The sequence below is a fragment of the Metapseudomonas otitidis genome, assembly GCF_011397855.1.
Lineage (GTDB): Bacteria > Pseudomonadota > Gammaproteobacteria > Pseudomonadales > Pseudomonadaceae > Metapseudomonas > Metapseudomonas otitidis.
In genome coordinates, this window is record NZ_AP022642.1 from 1,352,159 (window position 1) to 1,371,297 (window position 19,139).

General features: G+C 65.8%; 17 protein-coding genes. 11 read left to right on the forward strand and 6 right to left on the reverse strand.

The window, feature by feature from the left end:
* The first annotated feature begins 12 nt into the window (after window positions 1–12).
* Both PotMrB4_RS06360 and PotMrB4_RS06365 read left to right on the forward strand, forming a co-directional pair.
* On the forward strand, window positions 13–492 hold the full coding sequence (locus PotMrB4_RS06360; protein WP_044409504.1) for a YajQ family cyclic di-GMP-binding protein: 480 nt from the start codon (window positions 13–15) through the stop codon (window positions 490–492).
* A gap of 104 nt (window positions 493–596) precedes the next feature.
* Window positions 597–1,421, forward strand: coding sequence for a mechanosensitive ion channel family protein (locus tag PotMrB4_RS06365; RefSeq protein WP_142011823.1), 825 nt, complete (start codon window positions 597–599; stop codon window positions 1,419–1,421).
* 40 nt (window positions 1,422–1,461) lie between these two features.
* On the opposite strand, the gene PotMrB4_RS06370 is transcribed toward PotMrB4_RS06365, so the two are convergent.
* Both PotMrB4_RS06370 and PotMrB4_RS06375 read right to left on the reverse strand, forming a co-directional pair.
* The gene (locus PotMrB4_RS06370; protein WP_142011821.1) at window positions 1,462–3,207 is read right to left on the reverse strand and encodes an AmpG family muropeptide MFS transporter; all 1,746 of its coding nucleotides are present in this window, start codon (window positions 3,205–3,207) and stop codon (window positions 1,462–1,464) included.
* Window positions 3,208–3,282: 75 nt separating this feature from the next.
* On the reverse strand, window positions 3,283–3,651 hold the full coding sequence (locus PotMrB4_RS06375; RefSeq protein ID WP_044409498.1) for an MGMT family protein: 369 nt from the start codon (window positions 3,649–3,651) through the stop codon (window positions 3,283–3,285).
* A gap of 171 nt (window positions 3,652–3,822) precedes the next feature.
* Between PotMrB4_RS06375 and PotMrB4_RS06380 the strand changes: the two genes are divergently transcribed.
* Entirely contained in the window at window positions 3,823–4,827 is a 1,005-nt protein-coding gene (locus PotMrB4_RS06380; protein ID WP_044409495.1) for a DUF481 domain-containing protein, read from the forward strand.
* Window positions 4,828–4,887: 60 nt separating this feature from the next.
* Here PotMrB4_RS06380 and PotMrB4_RS06385 read toward each other — a convergent pair whose 3' ends face one another.
* Complete coding sequence (locus tag PotMrB4_RS06385) at window positions 4,888–5,646, reverse strand: SDR family oxidoreductase (RefSeq protein ID WP_044409491.1); 759 nt, start codon at window positions 5,644–5,646, stop codon at window positions 4,888–4,890.
* Window positions 5,647–5,758: 112 nt separating this feature from the next.
* Here PotMrB4_RS06385 and PotMrB4_RS06390 point away from each other — a divergent pair, with 112 nt between their 5' ends.
* From PotMrB4_RS06390 to PotMrB4_RS06425, 8 genes are all read left to right on the forward strand, one after another.
* Window positions 5,759–6,490: a HugZ family pyridoxamine 5'-phosphate oxidase gene (locus tag PotMrB4_RS06390; RefSeq protein ID WP_044409488.1), complete on the forward strand. Its 732-nt coding sequence runs from the start codon at window positions 5,759–5,761 to the stop codon at window positions 6,488–6,490.
* A 66-nt stretch (window positions 6,491–6,556) separates the two neighbouring features.
* Complete coding sequence (locus PotMrB4_RS06395) at window positions 6,557–7,006, forward strand: FxsA family protein (protein WP_172432810.1); 450 nt, start codon at window positions 6,557–6,559, stop codon at window positions 7,004–7,006.
* 219 nt (window positions 7,007–7,225) lie between these two features.
* Window positions 7,226–7,519, forward strand: coding sequence for a co-chaperone GroES (locus PotMrB4_RS06400; RefSeq protein ID WP_044409482.1), 294 nt, complete (start codon window positions 7,226–7,228; stop codon window positions 7,517–7,519).
* Window positions 7,520–7,559: 40 nt separating this feature from the next.
* A complete protein-coding gene (groL, locus tag PotMrB4_RS06405; protein WP_044409479.1) occupies window positions 7,560–9,200 on the forward strand; it encodes a chaperonin GroEL in 1,641 nt (546 codons plus the stop codon).
* Window positions 9,201–9,419: 219 nt separating this feature from the next.
* Window positions 9,420–10,103: a response regulator transcription factor gene (locus PotMrB4_RS06410; protein WP_044409476.1), complete on the forward strand. Its 684-nt coding sequence runs from the start codon at window positions 9,420–9,422 to the stop codon at window positions 10,101–10,103.
* Window positions 10,093–11,379, forward strand: coding sequence for a sensor histidine kinase (locus tag PotMrB4_RS06415; RefSeq protein ID WP_074971582.1), 1,287 nt, complete (start codon window positions 10,093–10,095; stop codon window positions 11,377–11,379). Before PotMrB4_RS06410 ends, PotMrB4_RS06415 begins: the two co-directional genes overlap by 11 nt.
* A gap of 250 nt (window positions 11,380–11,629) precedes the next feature.
* Window positions 11,630–11,854: a hypothetical protein gene (locus PotMrB4_RS06420; protein ID WP_074971581.1), complete on the forward strand. Its 225-nt coding sequence runs from the start codon at window positions 11,630–11,632 to the stop codon at window positions 11,852–11,854.
* A 376-nt stretch (window positions 11,855–12,230) separates the two neighbouring features.
* The gene (locus tag PotMrB4_RS06425; RefSeq protein ID WP_172432811.1) at window positions 12,231–12,932 is read left to right on the forward strand and encodes a lipopolysaccharide kinase InaA family protein; all 702 of its coding nucleotides are present in this window, start codon (window positions 12,231–12,233) and stop codon (window positions 12,930–12,932) included.
* A gap of 55 nt (window positions 12,933–12,987) precedes the next feature.
* Here the strand turns inward: PotMrB4_RS06425 and PotMrB4_RS06430 are convergent, their stop codons facing one another.
* The 3 genes from PotMrB4_RS06430 to PotMrB4_RS06440 form a co-directional block, all read right to left on the reverse strand.
* Window positions 12,988–16,047: a multidrug efflux RND transporter permease subunit gene (locus PotMrB4_RS06430; RefSeq protein ID WP_172432812.1), complete on the reverse strand. Its 3,060-nt coding sequence runs from the start codon at window positions 16,045–16,047 to the stop codon at window positions 12,988–12,990.
* Window positions 16,048–16,068: 21 nt separating this feature from the next.
* Window positions 16,069–17,223: an efflux RND transporter periplasmic adaptor subunit gene (locus PotMrB4_RS06435; RefSeq protein WP_172432813.1), complete on the reverse strand. Its 1,155-nt coding sequence runs from the start codon at window positions 17,221–17,223 to the stop codon at window positions 16,069–16,071.
* Between the two features lie 239 nt (window positions 17,224–17,462).
* A complete protein-coding gene (locus tag PotMrB4_RS06440; protein WP_172432814.1) occupies window positions 17,463–19,094 on the reverse strand; it encodes a methyl-accepting chemotaxis protein in 1,632 nt (543 codons plus the stop codon).
* Window positions 19,095–19,139: the final 45 nt, after the last annotated feature.

The following is a 19,139-nucleotide window of genomic DNA, read 5'->3' on the forward strand; positions in this document are numbered from 1 at the left end:
TGGAGGAAACCCATGCCATCGTTCGACGTGGTGTCCGAGCTGGACAAGCACGAACTCACCAACGCCCTCGACAACGCCACCAAGGAGCTGGAGCGCCGCTTCGACCTGCGCGGCAAGTGCAGCGTGGAGTGCAAGGACAAGTCCGTCACCATTACTGCCGAGGCCGATTTCATGCTGGAGCAGGTGCTGGACATCCTGCGTAGCTGCCTGATCAAGCGGAAACTCGACATCCAGTGCATGGAGCTCAAGGACCCGTACCCGTCCGGCAAGGTGGTCAAGCAGGAAGTGAACTTCCGCGAGGGCATCGACAAGGAGCTGGCGAAGAAGATCGTCGCCCTGATCAAGGACAAGAAGCTCAAGGTCCAGGCCGCCATCCAGGGCGAGCAGGTGCGTGTCACCGGCAAGAAGCGCGACGACCTGCAGGAAGCCATCGCCCTGCTGCGTGGCGAATCCCTCGGCATGCCGCTGCAGTACACCAACTTCCGCGACTGACCCGGTTGAACCTTCGCGGTCTCCCCGCGTCGCACATAGGCCCGCTTGCCGCCCTGCTTGCCAGGGCGGCTGCGGTTTTCTCGAGTCGATAGAAGGAGGTCCGCATGGACATGAACCTCGACAACCTGGTCAGGCAGTCCGAAGCCTGGCTCCCCGTCATTCTCGAATACAGCGGCAAGGTCACCCTCGCCCTGGTGACGCTGCTGGTCGGCTGGTGGCTGATCAACCTGCTCACCAACCGGGTCAGCGCCCTGCTGTCGATGCGCCGGGTCGACCTGACCCTGCACCGCTTCATTTCCAACCTGGCCAACATCGCCCTCAAGGTGCTGCTGCTGGTCAGCGTCGCCTCGATGATCGGCATCGAGACCACCTCCTTCATCGCCGCCATCGGCGCCGCCGGCCTGGCCATCGGCCTGGCGCTGCAGGGCAGCCTGGCGAACTTCGCCGGCGGGGTGCTGATCCTGTTCTTCCGGCCGTTCAAGGTGGGCGACTTCATCGAGGCCCAGGGCATCTCCGGGACCGTCGACAGCATCCAGATCTTCCACACCGTGCTGCGCACCGGCGACAACCGCACGGTGATCGTGCCCAACGGCGCGCTGTCCAACGGCATCATCACCAACACCTCCAGTCAGCCCACCCGGCAGGTGATGTACGAGGTGAAGGTCGACTACGCCAGCGACCTGGCCAAGGCGCGCGAGGCCCTGCTGGCCCTGGCGAACGATCCCCGTGTGTTGCCTGACCCGGCACCCGTGGTGGTGGTGGCTGCGCTGACGGATACGTCCATCAACCTGTCCCTGCGTCTGTGGACGGCTGCAGGCGACTACGGTGCGGTGATCTTCATGCTCAACGAGCAGGTGCGTGACCGCTTGCGCGCGGCTGGCGTGGAACTGGCCCAGCCGCCCAGGCTGGTGCAGGTCCAGCCGGGCTAGGCCCGGATGATGAAAAAGGCCGGCGTGATGCCGGCCTTTTTCATGGGCGTTCGGAGGATGGGGGCCGTGCCGGCTCCTCGGCCTTGGGTTCGGCGGGCTGCACCGATTTACGCGACTCGCGGCTCCACTGGATGGCGATCAGCACCAGGGTCGGGATGCCGAGGATGGCGGTCAGCTGGAAGAACTGGTGATAGCCCAGGCTCTCCACCATCACCCCGGAATAGCCGCCGATCAGGCGCGGCAGCAGCATCATCAGCGAACTGAGCAGCGCGTACTGGGTCGCCGAGAACTTCAGGTTGGTCAGGCTCGACAGGTAGGCCACGAAGGCCGAGGTGGCGAGCCCGGCGCTGAAGTTGTCGCAGGAGATGGTGAGGATCAGCATCTGCAAATGCGCGCCCATGTCGCTGAGCACCACGAACATCAGGTTGGTGGCCGCCGACGCGGCACCGCCGATGAACAGGATGGGCAGGATGCCGAAGCGCACGATCAGCACCCCGCCGGCGCCGGCGCCCAGCAGCGTCATCACCAGGCCGAAGACCTTGCTGACGCTGGCGATCTGGTCCTTGGTGAAGCCCTGGTCGATGTAGAAGACGTTGGCCATCACCCCCATCACCGTGTCCGACATCCGGTAGGTGGCGATCAGCCCCAGCAGCAGCAGGGCCTGCCAGCGGTAGCGCTGGACGAACTCGCTGATGGGGGTCACCACCGGCGCCATCAGCAGGCGCCCCGGTGCGGAGAAGCAGGCCAGGGTGATCAGCACGAACAGCGTGCCCCGGGGCCAGGCGCCCGAGGCGTAGGCCTTGATGGCTGCCGCCGTGGTCACCAGGATCACGATCAGCACGATCATCGATACGGCCTGGTGCACGAAATCGAAGTTGGGAATCACCTTGCCCCGCGCTGCCGCCAGCAGTTGCCGGCGTTGCTGGCTGAGCAGGTCGCGCACCGGGGCGATCTGGCGGCGCCCCCAGGGCGACAGGCACGCCACCAGGAACAGGAAGTAGAGCAGGGCCCGTGGCCAGGCGCGGTCGAGCATGCCGGTGATCATCGCCGGCAGGGAAATCAGCATCACCAGCAGGATCAGCACCGAGGCGAGCTGGTCCTTGAGGCGGAAGCGCGAGGTGCTGGTCTGCACCTGGGCGTCGATGTGGGGTTCTCGCATCCACAGGCTGGTGATCAGCCCCGGCAGCATCAGCAGCGCGAACACCAGGTAGGTGCTGGCCCAGGCGCCGTATTCATAGGCACCGGCGGTGGAACCGAACCCCTCGGCGAAATACAGGGCGCCCGCCGTGGCGAGCAGGGCCGAGACCCGGTAGCCCAGCATGTAGCTGGCGGCCAGGGCGGCCTGGCGGCTGTCATCGGCGATTTCCAGGCGGTAGGCATCCACCGCGATGTCCTGGGTGGCCGAGGCGAAGGCCACCACCACCGCGAGGCCGATCAGCCAGGTCAGGTGTGCCTTGGGGTCGGCGAGGGCCATGCCGATCAGGCCGAGTGCAACCAGCGCCTGGGATAGCACCAGCCAGGAACGGCGCCGGCCGAGGCGGCCCAGCAGCGGCAGGCGGAACTGGTCCAGCAGCGGCGACCAGATCCATTTGAAGGCGTAGGCCAGGCCAATGAGGCTGGCGAAGCCGATGGTCTCGCGGGCGACGCCGGCCTCGCGCAACCAGACGGAGAGGGTGGAGAACACCAGCATGTACGGCAAGCCTGCCGCAAAGCCCAGCAGGAGCAGGGCCAGGGTGGCCGGGCTGGCATAGGCGGCCAGGGCGGCGCGCCAGGTTCGGTGGGACATCAGGCGTGAGATCCAGAGGGCACGGGGCGGTCCTTGACGGCGTGCGCGCCTGGGGACCGCAACAAAGCGCGCACTCTAACCCTTGGGTGGCATGGGAAGCCAGCCGTGCCGACGCATGTCCACCCGTTCGTTGTGGATGAAGACCCCTTCGGCCCGCAAACGTGCCCGTTGTTCGTCACCGGAGACGGTTCCGGCGGGCAGGCTGAGCCGTCCGCCCGCCGCGATCACGCGGTGCCAGGGCAGGCGGGTGCCCTCCGGCAACTGGCCGAGGGTACGGCCCACCCAGCGCGCCGCGCGGCCCAGTCCGGCCATTTCGCCCAGTTGCCCATAGCTGACCACCTTGCCGGGCGGAACCTGGGCCAGCGTGAGGTAGAGGGCTTCGCGACGGGCTTCCGGGCTGGAGAGCCGCAAATCGTCCTGGGCAGGGGGCGTTGACGGGGGCATGGCGGGTTCCGGCGGGCGGTGGCGGCCAGCATAGGGCGGCGCCAGGGGAGGGGCAATGTGGGAGGCGGCGACGGGAACTTGGCGACGATACGTCGGTCAGTCCTTGCTCAGCCGCCGGGCTTGCGGATAATGCCCGGTTTTTCCGCAAAGTCCTGAGCCTGCGTATCCGCCATGTTGTCCAGAAAACTCCTTTGCCTGGCCCTTGCTGCCGCTTCGACCTCCACCTTCGCCGACACCGTCTGGATGAAGAACGGTGACCGCCTGACCGGCAAGATCCGCGTCTTCGACGGCGGCAAACTGATGTTGCAGACGGACTACGGCGGTTCCATCCCGCTGGACTGGTCCAAGGTCGCCACCCTGCAGAGCGACCAGGAGCTGATGGTCAAGCAGGACGACCTCACCGGCGAGCGCGCCAAGACCCTGATGCCGGCCGAGCCGGGCAAGGTGATCCTGGCCAACGGCGAGGCGCCCAAGACCGTCGAGCTGGCCAGCATCGAGCAGATCATGAAGCCCAAGCCCTTCGTCGAGGACCTGACCTGGACCGGCAACGTCGACGTCTCGCTCGACTACAAGCGCGCCGAGAAGGACACCGACGACTACGACGTCGACTTCAAGACCAAGGCCCGTCATGGTCGCTGGCGGCACAACGCCAACGGCGAGTACAACCGCGAATTCCAGAACGAGGTGAAGACCACCGAGAACTGGGAGCTGGAGTACGCCCTCGACCGCTTCATCACCGACAAGTTCTTCTGGCAGGGCCGCGCCGGCTACAAGCGCGACAAGATCGAGGAACTGCGTCGCCAGCGCACCGTGGGTACCGGCCCCGGTTACCAGTTCTGGGACGACGAGCTGGGCGCCTTCTCCCTGGCCTCCCTGATCAACCGCACCGACTACCAGTACGACACCGGCGAGAAGGACAACTTCTATGCCCTCGGCGTGAAGTGGGACTACAACCGCTACCTGGTGGGCAAGACCGTCGAGTTCTTCACCACCGGCGAAGTGGGCCGCCCGCTGGGCAACGCCGCCGATTACTCCCTGGATGCCGAGGTGGGCCTGCGCTACAAGGTCACCGACTGGGCGTCGCTCAACATGAAGGCCGAGCGCGACCTGGTCAGCGGTGCCGAAGGGGACACCGACCGCACCCGCTACACCGTTGGCTTCGGTATCGGCTGGTAACGCCGACCGGCATGAAAAAGCCCCGCTTCGGCGGGGCTTTTTCGTGGAGCGGGGCGTGCCTTACAGGCGCAGGCCACCGTCCAGTTCCAGCACGCGGCCGGTGAAGTAGTCGTTCTCCAGGATGTAGGCCACCGAGTGGGCGATCTCCATCGGCTTGCCCAGGCGCTTGAGCGGAATGCCGGCGGTCATCTTCTCCAGGGCCTCGGGCTTCATGCTGGCGACCATCTCGGTCTCGATGAAGCCGGGGGCCACGGCACCGACGCGGATGCCGTAGCGTGCCAGTTCCTTGGCCCACACCACGGTATCGGCTGCCACACCGGCCTTGGCCGCGGAGTAGTTGGCCTGGCCCATGTTGCCGGCGCGGGAGATGGAGGAAATGTTGACGATGGCGCCTTCGTTCTTCAGCTCGATCATCTTGGCGGCCACTTCGCGGGTGCAGAGGAACACGCCGGTCAGGTTCACGTCGATCACCGCCTGCCACTGGGCCAGGCTCATCTTGGTCAGCTCGCCGTCCTTGACCTTGATGGTCAGGCCGTCGCGCAGGATGCCGGCGTTGTTCACCAGGCCGTTGATTGCGCCGAAGTCATCCGCCACCTGGCTGACCAGGTGGGTCACCTGCTCTTCGTTGGCCACGTTGCACAGGTAGGCGCGGGCGTCGCCACCGGCTGCCTTGCAGGCCGCCACGGCCTCGTCCAGGCGCTCCTGGTTGAGGTCGACCAGCGCCAGGCGTGCGCCCTTGGCCGCCAGGTATTCGCCCATGGCCCGGCCCAGGCCCTGGCCGCCGCCGGTGATGATGATGACCTTGTCTTTCAGCTGCATGGTGTAGCCCCTCGAACTGGGAATTATGGATCGCTGTGCCCCGCTGGCAGCCCGGAACCGTTATCCTGAGCGCCCGTCCGTTTACGACGGATTCTCTGCGAGGAGTCAGAAGGTGAGCGTGAAAGCCGCAAAGAATGCCCGAGAATTGCTGCTCAAGGAATACCGGGGCGTGCTCTCGACCCAGTCCAAGGCCATGCCCGGCTACCCCTTCGGATCGGTGGCCCCCTATTGCCTGGACGCCGAGGGCCGGCCGCTCATCCTCATCAGCCGCATCGCCCAGCACACCCACAACCTGCAGAAGGACCCGAAGTGTTCGCTGCTGGTGGGTGAGCGCGGCGCCGATGACATCCAGGCTGTCGGCCGCTTGACCCTGCTGGCCGAGGCGCGCCAGTTGACGGAGCCCGAGGCCATCGCCGCCGCCGGTGCGCGCTACTACCGCTACTTCCCCCAATCCCGTGACTACCACCTGACCCATGATTTCGATTTCTGGGTACTGGAGCCGGTGCGTGCCCGTTTCATCGGCGGCTTCGGCGCCATCCACTGGATCGACGAGGTGGCCCTGGCCAACCCCTTCGCCGGGGAAAGCGAGACCGGGATGGTGGAGCACATGAACGCCGACCATCGCAGCGCCATCGACCACTACCTGGCCCTGCGCGGCCTGCCGGCCGATCCGGCGGCCGAACTGGTGGGCATCGACAGCGAAGGCTTCCATGTCCGGCTGGGTCAGAGCATTCACTGGCTGCCCTTCCCAACATCCTGCAACACACCGGGTGCAGTCCGTCAGGCCCTGGTGGCGCTGGCCCGGGCCGACCGCTGGCCGGATGCCGAGGCGCCCGACGCTTGAATTCGCCGGAGGCCGGCTTCATGTAGCTGTCTTACCGGAAGCCGTTCTTCCGCGAAGGAAACTTTCATGCGTGTCTTTGCGTTCCTCTTCCTGCTGTTCCCGCTCATCGAGCTGGCCGTCCTGATCAAGGTCGGCAGCGTCATCGGCGTCTTCCCGACCCTGCTGCTGCTGGTGGCCACCGCCTTGCTGGGCAGCTTCATGCTGCGCATCGCCGGCGTCGCCACCGCCTGGCGCGCCCGTGAGCGGCTGGCCCGGGGCGAACTGCCTGAGCAGGAGATGCTCGAGGGTTTGATGATCGCGGTCGGCGGCGGCCTGCTGCTGCTCCCCGGCTTCATCAGCGACCTCTTCGGGCTTGTCTGCATCATTCCCTTCACACGTCGCCTGATCATCCGTCGTGTCCTGCAGCGTGCCGCTCGACAAGCCGAACGCCAGCGGGCCTTCTCCGACGACCCGCTGGCGCGCAATCAGCCGCGCCGTAACGTCATCGAAGGCGAATACGAGCGTCGCGACGACTGATTCCGCCCCGTTATCGGGCGGCCCGAGGAATTTTTTTCGGGTGCCCCTTGAAATGCCGCCAGGCGACCCTATCTATCCGACACCGCAAGGTTACTGCCCCCAGGGGCAGTTCAGACTTCCGCAGCGTGCCTGGCACGCTGCTGCCGGCACCGCCGGCTTTTGCTAACCCGCCGGTGATTTTCACCGGCGCCGGAAAACACTGATTGGGAGAGTTAGACCATGAAGCTTCGTCCCCTGCATGACCGCGTCGTGATCCGTCGCAGCGAAGAAGAAACCAAGACCGCTGGCGGCATCGTGCTGCCGGGCTCGGCTGCCGAGAAGCCGAACCGCGGCGAAGTGGTTGCTGTCGGTACCGGTCGCGTGCTGGACAACGGCGAAGTCCGTCCCCTGGCTGTGAAGGTCGGTGACCAGGTTGTGTTCGGCCCCTACTCCGGCAGCAACACCGTGAAAGTCGACGGTGAAGACCTGCTGGTCATGGGCGAGAACGAAATCCTCGCTGTCATCGAAGCCTGAACCCGACCCCTTTCCCACTTAGAGATTCGAGGAAGACAACATGGCTGCTAAAGACGTCAAATTCGGCGATGCCGCTCGCAAGAAACTGCTCGTAGGCGTTAACACCCTGGCTGATGCCGTTAAAGCCACCCTCGGCCCGAAAGGCCGCAACGTGGTTCTGGAGCGCAGCTTCGGTGCTCCGCTGATCACCAAGGACGGTGTTTCCGTCGCCAAGGAAATCGAGCTGAAGGACCGCATCGAGAACATCGGCGCCCAGCTGGTGAAAGACGTGGCTTCCAAGGCCAACGACGCTGCCGGTGACGGCACCACCACCGCCACCGTTCTGGCCCAGGCCATCGTCACCGAAGGCCTGAAAGCCGTCGCTGCCGGCCTGAACCCGATGGACCTGAAGCGCGGCATCGACAAGGCCACCACCGCCATCGTTGCCGAGCTGAAGAACCTGTCCAAGCCGTGCACCGACACCAAGGCCATCGCCCAGGTCGGCACCATCTCCGCCAACTCCGACGACTCCATCGGCAACATCATTGCCGAAGCCATGGAGAAAGTAGGCAAGGAAGGCGTGATCACCGTTGAAGAAGGCTCGGGCCTGGAAAACGAACTGTCCGTCGTGGAAGGCATGCAGTTCGACCGTGGCTACCTGTCCCCCTACTTCATCAACAAGCCGGACACCATGGTGGCCGAGCTCGACGGCCCGCTGCTGCTGCTGGTCGACAAGAAGATCTCCAACATCCGCGAACTGCTGCCGGTTCTGGAAGCCGTTGCCAAGTCCGGCCGCCCGCTGCTGATCGTGGCTGAAGACGTCGAAGGCGAAGCCCTGGCTACCCTGGTCGTCAACAACATGCGCGGCATCGTCAAGGTTGCTGCCGTCAAGGCCCCGGGCTTCGGCGACCGCCGCAAGGCCATGCTGCAGGACATCGCCATCCTGACCGGCGGTACCGTCATCTCCGAAGAAGTCGGCCTGTCCCTGGAAAGCGCCACCCTGGAGCACCTGGGCAACGCCAAGCGCGTCGTCCTGAGCAAGGAAAACACCACCATCATCGACGGCGCTGGCGCCCAGGCTGACATCGAAGCCCGCGTTGCCCAGATCCGCAAGCAAGTCGAGGAAACCTCCTCCGACTACGACAAGGAGAAGCTGCAAGAGCGTCTGGCCAAGCTGGCCGGCGGTGTTGCCGTGATCAAGGTCGGTGCGGCTACCGAAGTCGAGATGAAAGAGAAGAAGGCCCGCGTCGAAGACGCCCTGCACGCCACCCGTGCTGCAGTGGAAGAAGGCGTGGTTCCTGGCGGTGGCGTGGCACTGGTTCGTGCCCTGTCCTCCATCAAGGACCTGACCGGTGCCAACGAAGAGCAGACCGCAGGTATCAACATCCTGCGTCGCGCTGTCGAGGCTCCGCTGCGCCAGATCGTCACCAACGCCGGTGACGAGGCTTCCGTGGTTCTGGACAAGGTCAAGCAGGGTTCCGGCAACTACGGCTACGACGCTGCCACCGGCCAGTACGGCGACATGATCGAGTTCGGCATCATCGACCCGGCCAAGGTCACCCGTACCGCGCTGCAGGCTGCTGCCTCCATCGCCGGCCTGATGATCACCACCGAAGCCATCGTGGCTGACCTGCCGGAAGACAAGCCGGCTCCGGCCATGCCCGACATGGGCGGCATGGGCGGCATGGGCGGCATGATGTAAGCCACCCCAGCTCACGCTGATCGAAAAGCCCCGCCTTGTGCGGGGCTTTTCTTTTTGGGGGGCAGGCCCTTGCAGCGACCGGTATGCCCTGCATATGGCTCTGCGCTTCCCAACCCAGGCCGCTCTCGCCAGAATGAGCGCCATTCCCGGAACCTGCGTCCCGGCCGTGGTCAAAGGCCGGCGCCGCGACGTGAGGGCAACCTGTTCGAGGAGGGGGCGATGCGCATCCTGCTGGTAGAAGACAACAAGGACATCCTGGCCAACATGGCCGATTACCTGGAGCTCAAGGGCTACACGGTGGACTGCGCCCAGGATGGCTTGTCCGGCCTGCACCTGGCGGCCAACGGGCATTTCGACCTGATCGTGCTGGACGTGATGCTCCCCGGCCTGGACGGCAACAGCCTGTGCCAGCGCCTGCGGGAAGAGGCCCGCCTGGACACCCCGGTGATCATGCTCACCGCCCGCGATGCCCTGGACGACCGCCTGCAGGGCTTCCGCTCCGGTGCCGACGACTACCTGGTCAAGCCCTTCGCCCTGTCCGAGCTGGCGGCCCGCATCGAGGCCGTCCTGCGGCGCAGCCGGGGCGGCGGCAAGCGTGCCCTGCAGGTGGGCGACCTGCACTACGACCTCGACACCCTGGAGGTCAGCCGGGGTGGCAAGCCGCTCAAGCTCAACCCCATCGGCCTCAAGCTGCTGGCGGTGCTGATGCAGAAGAGCCCGCACCTGGTGCGCCGCGAAGTGCTGGAAGAGGCCCTGTGGGGCGACGACTGCCCCGACAGCGATGCCCTGCGCAGCCACATCCACCAACTGCGCCAGGTGATCGACAAGCCCTTCGGCAAGCCCCTGCTGCACACCCTGCACGGCCTTGGCTACCGGCTCTCGGAGTCGATCGATGGAGTTTAGGCAGAGTCTCGCCCGCCGCATCGTCATCGCCTTCACCCTGATGACCGTGCTGGTGGGCGGCACCTTCTCCCTGGGCATCATCGAAGTGGTGCACGTGATCGAGGAGCAGCTGATCTCCCGCGACCTGAGCAACGAACTGGATCGCGTGCTGGAGCAGAACATCTACCAGGGGCGCCCGCCGATCCTGGACAGCGACACCCGTTTCTACATGGATGATGGCGGCCACAACCGCTACTCCATGCCCGAGTCCTACCGCGAGCTGAGCGAGGGTTTCCACGAGATCTTCGAGGGGGCGCTGTCCTACCACGCCCTGGTGCGGGATGTGCACGGGCGCCGCTACATGCTGCTGCAGGACCAGAGCGACTTCGAAGACCGCGAGCGCGTGCTCTACGGCGTGGTGCTGGTAGGCTTCGTGCTCAGCGTGCTGCTCTCCGCCGTGCTCGGCTGGCTGCTGGCGCGCAAGGTCATCGAACCCGTGGTGCGCCTGGCCCGCCAGGTCCGCCACCGCGACCAGTTGCTCGGGCTCGCGCCGCCACTGGCGCCGGACTACGCCACCGACGAGGTGGGTCAACTCGCCCAGGCGTTCGACGACACCCTGGGCCGTCTGCACCAGGTGCTGACCCGCGAGCGCCTATTCACCAGCGACGTCAGCCACGAACTGCGTACCCCGCTGATGGTGATGGCCTCCTCCTGCGAGTTGCTGGAGGAGAACCGCAGCCTCGACGGTCGTGCCCAGGCCCAGGTGGAGCGTATCGCCCGTGCCAGCGAGGAGATGCGCGACCTGGTGCAGACCTTCCTGATGCTCGCCCGCGCGCGCCAGGAGGAGGTCAACCTCGGGCCCCAGGCCAGCCTGAGGGAAGTGGCCGATGAGCTGGATGCCCTGTGGCGGCCCGCCATCGAGGACAAGGGCCTGGCCTTCACCTACCTGCCCGGCGAGGCGGCCAGCGAGGTGCGCTACAACGCCGCCTTCCTGCGCTCGGTCATGGGCAACCTGCTGCGCAACGCGCTGCACTACACCGACAGCGGCAGCATCCGCCTTGAGCTCTCCGGTGCCGCCTTCGTGGTGCAGGACACCGGCGTCGGCATCCCCGAGGAAGACCGCGAGGCGATGTTCCAGCCCTTCGTCCGCGGCGGCGCCAAGCGGGGCGATGGGCTGGGGCTCGGCCTCTCGCTGGTGCAGCGGATCTGCGACAACCAGGGCTGGAGCATCGCCCTCACCGCCGTCGAGCCCAATGGCTGCCGCTTCGAGGTCGTGCTCGGCAAGCGCCCGACCTGAATTGACGCTTTTTTCACCTTCGCTTGATCTCCCCTTGACCCCCATCCGCGTAGCGTACTGACGCGCGGATGGGGCGGCAGGGAACCTCGAACTGAAACAATTGTCTGCCAGCCTCAGCCGTTGATTTTCTGCGGCGGTGCACCGAGCACCCCGGACCCGAAGGACCGTTCGTCACTCCAAGTCACGGTCACCGCCAGGTGTTCTACGGTTAAGTCACAGCGTTTGGCAGCGCTATCAAGGGGTTGCGATCATGAAATTAGAAATCACGCGAGCTTTGTTCCTCGCCGGCGCCCTGGGAGTCGCCTCTGCGGCGGCAGCGGCATGGCACGAGCCATCGCCCTCGGTAGTCAGTTCCAACGGTCTCGGCTACTGCCCGGTACCGCCCAACGCCCGCCACAAGCCCCTGGCCAGGCCCGACGATAACCTCCTGTTGCTGATGTATGGCCTGACCCAAGGGCTGCGCGGCCAGTCCTGATCCTCGCCATGGTGCTCCTCCCTCATGACGGGGAGGAGCCCGTCAACACCTTCCCTGCTTCTGCTCCAATCGCCATTCCTCGATTCCCTGCTTCAATACCCGGCTAGCGGTACGGCCTTTGCAACGTCGCCGCTACGAGCCGACGAGCGCAGGGATGCTTCGGTGCAACTCCCGGGCTAGAGACGCTGCCGCCCATCCAGGCGATGCGATTCGGGGCTTGCCGTCGTGAATGGGGTTACCCCGTGCACGATCCTGTTACCGCAGGCGACACAAAAAAGGGCAGGAATCATTCGCCCATTCGGACGGTCTCGATCAGAACGATGACCTGGAATTCACCAGGCGACGAACGGAGGGGTACCTGATGGCGGCAGGCGTGATGACGTTGACGAGGGCCATGGATGACCGGTTCGAACAGTTCTGGGACTGGCGAGGCGAATGGGTCGAGCCGCCGAACCTGAGGCGCGGCGGCGAGAGCGGGGTGGAGCGGGTGCGCCGCGACGACGGTGTGCTGCTCTACTGCAAGCGCCAGTGCGGCCACCTCTACCGCAGCCTGTTGCACCCCTTCGGGCGTCCGACGGTGCTGCGCGAGCGGGATGCCATCCGTGCCTTCGAGCGCCTGGGCGTGCGCGTGCCACGGCTCGTCTACTGCGGTGCCCGGCGTGGCGGGGACTCTGGTTGGCAGGCCCTGCTGGTGACCGAGGCGCTGGATGGCTTCATCGATTTCGAATGCTGGTACGCCTCCCTGGCGGGGCGGCCGGACACCGAGGATGAACGTGCCCGGGTGCTGGACCAGATCGCCACGGTCCTGGCGCGGTTGCACCGGGGTGGCTGGCAACATGGCTGCCTGTACCCCAAGCACATCTTCATCCGCCTCGGGGAAGGGCAGGGCGCCACGCCGGAGATTGCCCTGCTCGACCTGGAGAAGAGCCGTCGCCGCTTCGCCCAGGCGCGCGCGGCATTCAATGACGTCGGCAAGATCAAGCGCCACTCCGCCATCAGCGAGGCGGACTGGGCCCACCTGCTGACTGCCTACGAACGCGCCTTCGGCCACCGCGTAGAGGCCCTGCACCGGCTTTGAGCAGCCCCGAACGAAAAAGGCCCCGCATCTGCGGGGCCTTCTCGTTCTACGTGCCTCAGTGGCTCGAGACGGGCTCGGCCTGGGGCTGGTGCTGCGGGTCCTTGCGCGTCAGCAGCGTGTAGACGCATGGCAGGACGAACAGGGTGAACAGCGTGCCGATGGACATGCCGGTGGCGATCACCAGGCCGATGTCGAAGCGGCTCACCGCGCCCGCACCCGTGGCGAGGATCAGCGGCACCATGCCGAACACCATCGCCGCCGTGGTCATCAGCACCGGGCGCAGGCGGATCGACGCCGCTTCCTCCACGGCCTCGCGCGGGGACAGGCCCTTCTCGCGGCGCAGCTGGTTGGCGAACTCCACGATCAGGATGCCGTGCTTGCTGATCAGGCCGATCAGCGTCACCAGGCCCACCTGGGTGTAGATGTTCATGCTGGAGATGCCGAGGAACAGCGGGATCAGCGCCCCGCAGATGGACAGCGGCACCGTCACCAGGATCACCAGCGGGTCGCGGAAGCTCTCGAACTGCGCGGCCAGCACCAGGAAGATGATCGCCAGCGCCAGGCCGAAGGTGACGTACAGCGCGCTGCCTTCCTGGACGTACTGGCGCGAGGCGCCGGCGTAGTCGAAGGCGAAGCCGCGCGGGGCCTCCTCGCGGGCGATCTGGGTCACCGTCTCCACCGCATCGCCCATGCTCACCACCGGGAAGCCCTCGATGATCGCCGAGTTCAACTGCTGGAACTGCTTGAGCTTGGTCGGGCGGGCGGTGTCATGCACGGTGATCAGCGTGGACAGGGGCACCATGGTGCCGCTCTCGCTCTTCACGTAGTAGTTGTTCAGCCAGCCCGGGTTGTCGCGGTAGGCCCGCTCCACCTGGGCGATCACCTTGTAGCTGCGGCCGTCGATGGTGAAGCGGTTGATCTCGCCTTCGCCCAGCAGCAGGGCCAGGGTGGAACCCAGGTCCTGCATGGAGACGCCCATCTGCGCGGCCTTCTGCCGGTCGATGTCCACCACCACCTCGGGCTTGTCGAACGCCAGGTCGATGTTCAGGAAGGCGAACTTCCCGGACTCCTCTGCCCGTTTCTTGATGCGCTCGGTCACCTGCAGCAGCGACTCGTAGTCGTTGGGGGTGTTGACCACGAACTGGAACGGCAGGCCCTCGCCGGTACCCGGCAGGGACGGCAGGTTGAAGCCGAAGATCTGCAGGCCGGGGATCTTGTCCAGCTTGGCCTGGACCTGCGGCAGCAGCTCCATCTGGGTACGCTCGCGCTCGTCCCAGGGCTTGAGCAGGAAGCCGCCGATACCCGCCTGCACGCCGTCGAAGCCGTTGATCTGGAACGACGAGTAGTACTCGGGGAAGGACTTGAACAGGTCCACGAACTGCGCCGAGTAGGCGTTCAGGTAGTCCAGGTTGGTCGGCTGCGGCGCCTTGGCCATGAGGAACACGATGCCCTGGTCCTCGTCGGGGGCCAGTTCGCTCTTGGTGAACATCATCAGCACCGGGATCAGGCAGAACACCAGCACGGCGAACACCACCACCACTGGGCGGGTGTTGAGGGTGCCGTGCAGGGCGCGCTGGTAGCGGTGCTTGAGGCGCTCGAAGATCAGGTCCAGCCGGTGGGCCAGGCCGCTCGGGTTTTCCTCGTGGCGCAGCAGCTTGGAGCACATCATCGGCGACAGCGTCAGAGCGACGATGCCGGAGATGATCACCGCGCCCGCCAGGGTCAGGGCGAACTCGCGGAACAGCGCACCGGTCAGGCCTTCGAGGAAGCCGATGGGGGCGTACACCGCCGCCAGGGTGATGGTCATGGAAATGACCGGCACGGCGATCTCGCGGGCACCCTCGATGGCGGCGTCGAAGGGCGTCTTGCCCTCCTCGATGTGCCGGTGGATGTTCTCCACCACCACGATGGCGTCGTCCACCACCAGGCCGATGGCGAGCACCATGGCCAGCAGCGTCAGCAGGTTGATGGAGTAGCCCATCAGCTGCATGAAGAACAGCACGCCGATCATCGACAGCGGGATGGTGATCACCGGGATCAGCACCGAGCGGAAGGCGCCGAGGAACAGGAACACGACCACGATGACGATCAGCACCGCCTCACCGAGGGTCTTCACCACCTCGTCGATGGAGGCCTGGATGAAGCGGGTGGCGTCGTAGGCGATGGACACCTTCAGGTTCGGCGGCAGCTGCGCTTCCAGCTCGGGCATGATCGCGCGCACGTGCTTGATCACGTCCAGCGGGTTGGCGCTGGGGGTGCCCTTGATGCCGATGTACACCGAGGGGATGCCGTCGAAGGAACTGATGGAGTCGTAGTTCTCCGCGCCCATCTCGACGCGGGCGATGTCACGCACCAGCACGCGGCTGTCACCCACGGTCTTCACCGGGATGGCAGCGAAGGCCTCGGGGGACTTCAGGTCGGTGGTGGCGTTGATGCTGGTCACCACGTACTCGCCCTTCACTTGGCCGGCGGCCGAGAGGAAGTTGTACTTGCGCACCGCATCGCTCACGTCGGTGGCGGTGACCCCGTAGGCGGCCATCTTCACCGGGTCCAGCCACAGGCGCATGGCGAAGACCTGGTTGCCGAGGATCTCCGCCTCCGCCATGCCCGGCAGGGTCGCCAGCTTGGGCTGGATGACCCGCGACAGGTAGTCGGTGATCTGCGGGTTGGACAGCTCATCGCTGTAGAAGCTGATGTACATCAGCGCCGAGGCGTCGGCCGACTCCTTGGACAGCACGGGGTCTTCGGCGTCCTGAGGCAACTGGTTCTTAACCTCGTTGGCCTTGGCCAGCAGCTCGGTGAACAACCGGTCCGAGTTGGCGCCGATGCGCGCGTAGATCGAGATGACCGACATGTTCTGCTGGCTCGACGACGTCATGTAGTCGATGCCTTCGGCACTCGCCAGGCTCTGCTGCAGCGGCTGGGTGATGTAGCCCTGGATGGTCTCGGCGTTGGCCCCCGGGTAGGCGGTGGTCACCGTGATCAGGGCGTTCTCCATCTGCGGGTACTGGCGGATGACCAGCTTGCTGAACGCCTGGAAACCGAGCAGGACGATGAGCAGGCTGACCACGGTCGCCAGGACCGGTCGACGGATGAAGGGATCTGTGAAAGCCATATGCGATTCCTTGGCGCTGCCTTATTGGGCAGCGCTGGCTTGATCTTCCGTTTTGGGGGCGAGGACCGGGTCGTCCACCACCGCGACGTGGGAGCCGTTGTCCAGCTTCAGCTGGCCGGAGGTGACCACCTGCTCGCCGGTCTTGAGGCCCTTGAGCACCACCACCTGGCCGTCGCGGCGCTCGCCGGTCTCGACGAAGCGGCGCTCGACCACCAGGTAGGGTGCGCCCTTGTCGTCCTTCTGCTCCTGGCCGTCCTCGCCCTTCTTCGGCGCGATGACGTACACGGAGTTGCCGTACAGGGTGAAGGTGATGGCGGTCTCCGGGACCACCACGCGTTGCTCTTCACCCGGCAGCAGCACGTCGAGGTTGGCGAACATGCCCGGCAGCAGCTTGTTGTCGGGGTTCTTCAGTACGGCGCGGACCTGCAGGTTGCGGGTGGTGTCCTCGACCTTCGGGTTGATCGCCGAGATGGTGCCTTCGAACACCTCGCCCGGGTACGCCGCCACGCTCACCCGCACGCGCTGTTCCAGGGCCAGCTTGGGCACGGCCTGCTCGGGCAGGAAGAAGTCTACATAGAGGTTGTCCAGGTCCTGCAGGGTGGCGATGGTGGTGCCGGAAGAGAGAAAGTCACCCACGTCCACCTTGCGGATACCGATGGTGCCGCCGAACGGCGCGAGGATGCGCTTCTTGTCCAGCGTCGCCTTCAACTGGGCCACCGAGGCGTTGGCCTTCTGCAGCTCGGAGGACAGACGGTCGAACTCGCTCTTGGAGATGTTCTGCCGGTTGACCAGGCTGCGGCCGCGCTCGAATTCGACGCGGGCCAGGGACAGGGTCGCCTCGGCGGTGGCCAGGCTGGCCTTCTCCACGTCGCTGTCCATCTGGATCAGCGGCTGGCCCTGGCGCACCTTCTCGCCGGAGCGGAACAGCACATCCTGCACGGTGCCGGAGACCTCAACGGTCAGGTCGACGCCCTGGAAGGCCTTGAGCGAGCCGATCGCCGGCAGGCGCTCCTGCCACGGACGCTGTTCGGCCAGGGCGGCCGACACGCTGATGGCCGGTTTGGGCGCGGTGAACATCGCGATCTGTTGCTTGATGGAGAAGGCTTTGTAGGCGGCAAGGGCGAGCACCACGAGGATGACCGCGCCGAGCATGATGAGCATGCGGCGGAGCAACATATTCCGGTTCCTTGGCAAGGCAGAGTCGGGCCTGGGAATAGGCGAGGCGTGCACCTTATTCCTACCGGCGGGGGCAAGTCAAAGCCCCGGAATTTCAAAAGATTGCGCTAGGCGGGCGGTTTGCTGGCTGCTGTTCATGATCGGCGAGGATCGCCGAATATCGCGGATTTTATTTTGGCCGGTAGGCCGGCGCCGAACAGGCGAGGGGGAGGGGAAGGCACATCCCTGTGCCGGGAGAATCAGGCGCTGAAGCGGCGGGTGACGTCGTTCAGTTCGCCCGAGAGGCCATGCAGCCGCTGGCTGGCGCCTTCGGTGCGTTGCACGTTCTCGTTGTTGGTGTTGGCGATGGCGGTGATCTCGGTGAGGTTGCGGGAGATGTCCTCGGCCACCGAGGTCTGCTCCTCGGCTGCGGTGGCGATCTGCCGGTTCATGTCGCGGATCGCCTCCACGGCCTCGGTGATGCGCTGCAGCATGGCACCGGCCTCGGTGACCTGGGTGACGCTCTGCTCGCTGCGGTTCTGGCCGTTCTCGATGGCGCGCACCGCGTTCACCGCGCCGGTCTGCACCGTGTCGATGATCTGGTGGATCTCGGCGGTGGATTCGGCGGTGCGCTGGGCCAGGGTGCGGACCTCATCGGCCACCACCGCGAAGCCACGGCCCTGTTCGCCGGCGCGGGCGGCCTCGATGGCGGCGTTGAGGGCCAGCAGGTTGGTCTGCTCGGCGATGCCACGGATCACTTCCAGCACCTTGCTGATGCGCCCGCTGTCGCTTTCCAGGCGACGGATCACCTCGGCGGTGGAGGCGATCTCGCCGCGCATGCCGGTGATGCTCTGGATGGTGGCCTGCATCACCCGCTCGCCCTGCTGGGCGGAGGTGTCGGCCTGGTCGGCAGCGCCAGCGGCCTCGGCAGCATGGCGCGCCACTTCCTGGGCGGTGGCGGACATCTCGTGCATCGCCGTGGCCACCTGGTCGGTGCGGGAGAACTGCTCTCGCACGCCCTGGGCCATCAGCACGGCGATGGCGTTGAGCTCGCCGCTGGCGTTGTCCAGCTCGCTGGTGCTGTGCTTCAGCCGGTTGAAGGTGTCGGCGAGGAAGTCCCGCAGCACGTTCGCCGAATTGGCCAGGCTGCCCAGTTCGTCCCTGCGGCTGCTGTCGACGCGCTCGCCGAAGTTGCCCTGGCTCAGGCGGGCGATGTGCTCGATGAGGGTGCGGATCGGCGCGATCAGGCGGCGGTTGATCAGCCACAGGGCCAGCACGCCGATCACCAGGCTGGACAGCAGCAGGGTCACCAGGCCGCCAGTCACGGTAGCGCCGGCACTGGCGCTGATCTCGGCCGACTGCTGAATGCCACGGTCATGCAGCTGGGTGACCAGGGCGGTCATCTGGTCGCTGGCGGCACGGTCGATGCCCTGCACCGCCTTGTCGCCGGCGGTCGGGTCGGCCCCGGCGGCAAGGAAGGCCTCGCGGCCCTTGCGGTAGGCCGCGCCCAGGCTCTGGTGCTCGGTGCGCAGGCGCTCCACCTGGGTCTGCAGGTCGCGGTCGCCCATGTCGCGGGCTTCATTGACCAGCTTGCCGAGGATGTCCTGGACCTTGCGTTCCTGATCCTCGAACTGGCCCCAGTACTTGGCCAGGGCGGCCGGGTCCTTGCCGCGCAGCAGCACGTTCTTCCATTCCTGGACCTGGCCTTTGAATTCGACGTTGGCGCTGTCGACGAGGCCGGACGCTTCCAGCGTGCCACCTACGAGATTGCGATAGGACTGGATACCACCAGACAGTGAATTGAAGCAGGCAAGCGCGACCACCAGGATCAGCAACAGGCTGCCACCCAACAGCGCGAGGAGCTGGCCTCGCAGGGAGTTTTGCAGGGACATGGAAGAACGCCTCAGGGAGGAGGAAGGGAAGTGCAGACAAAGTAT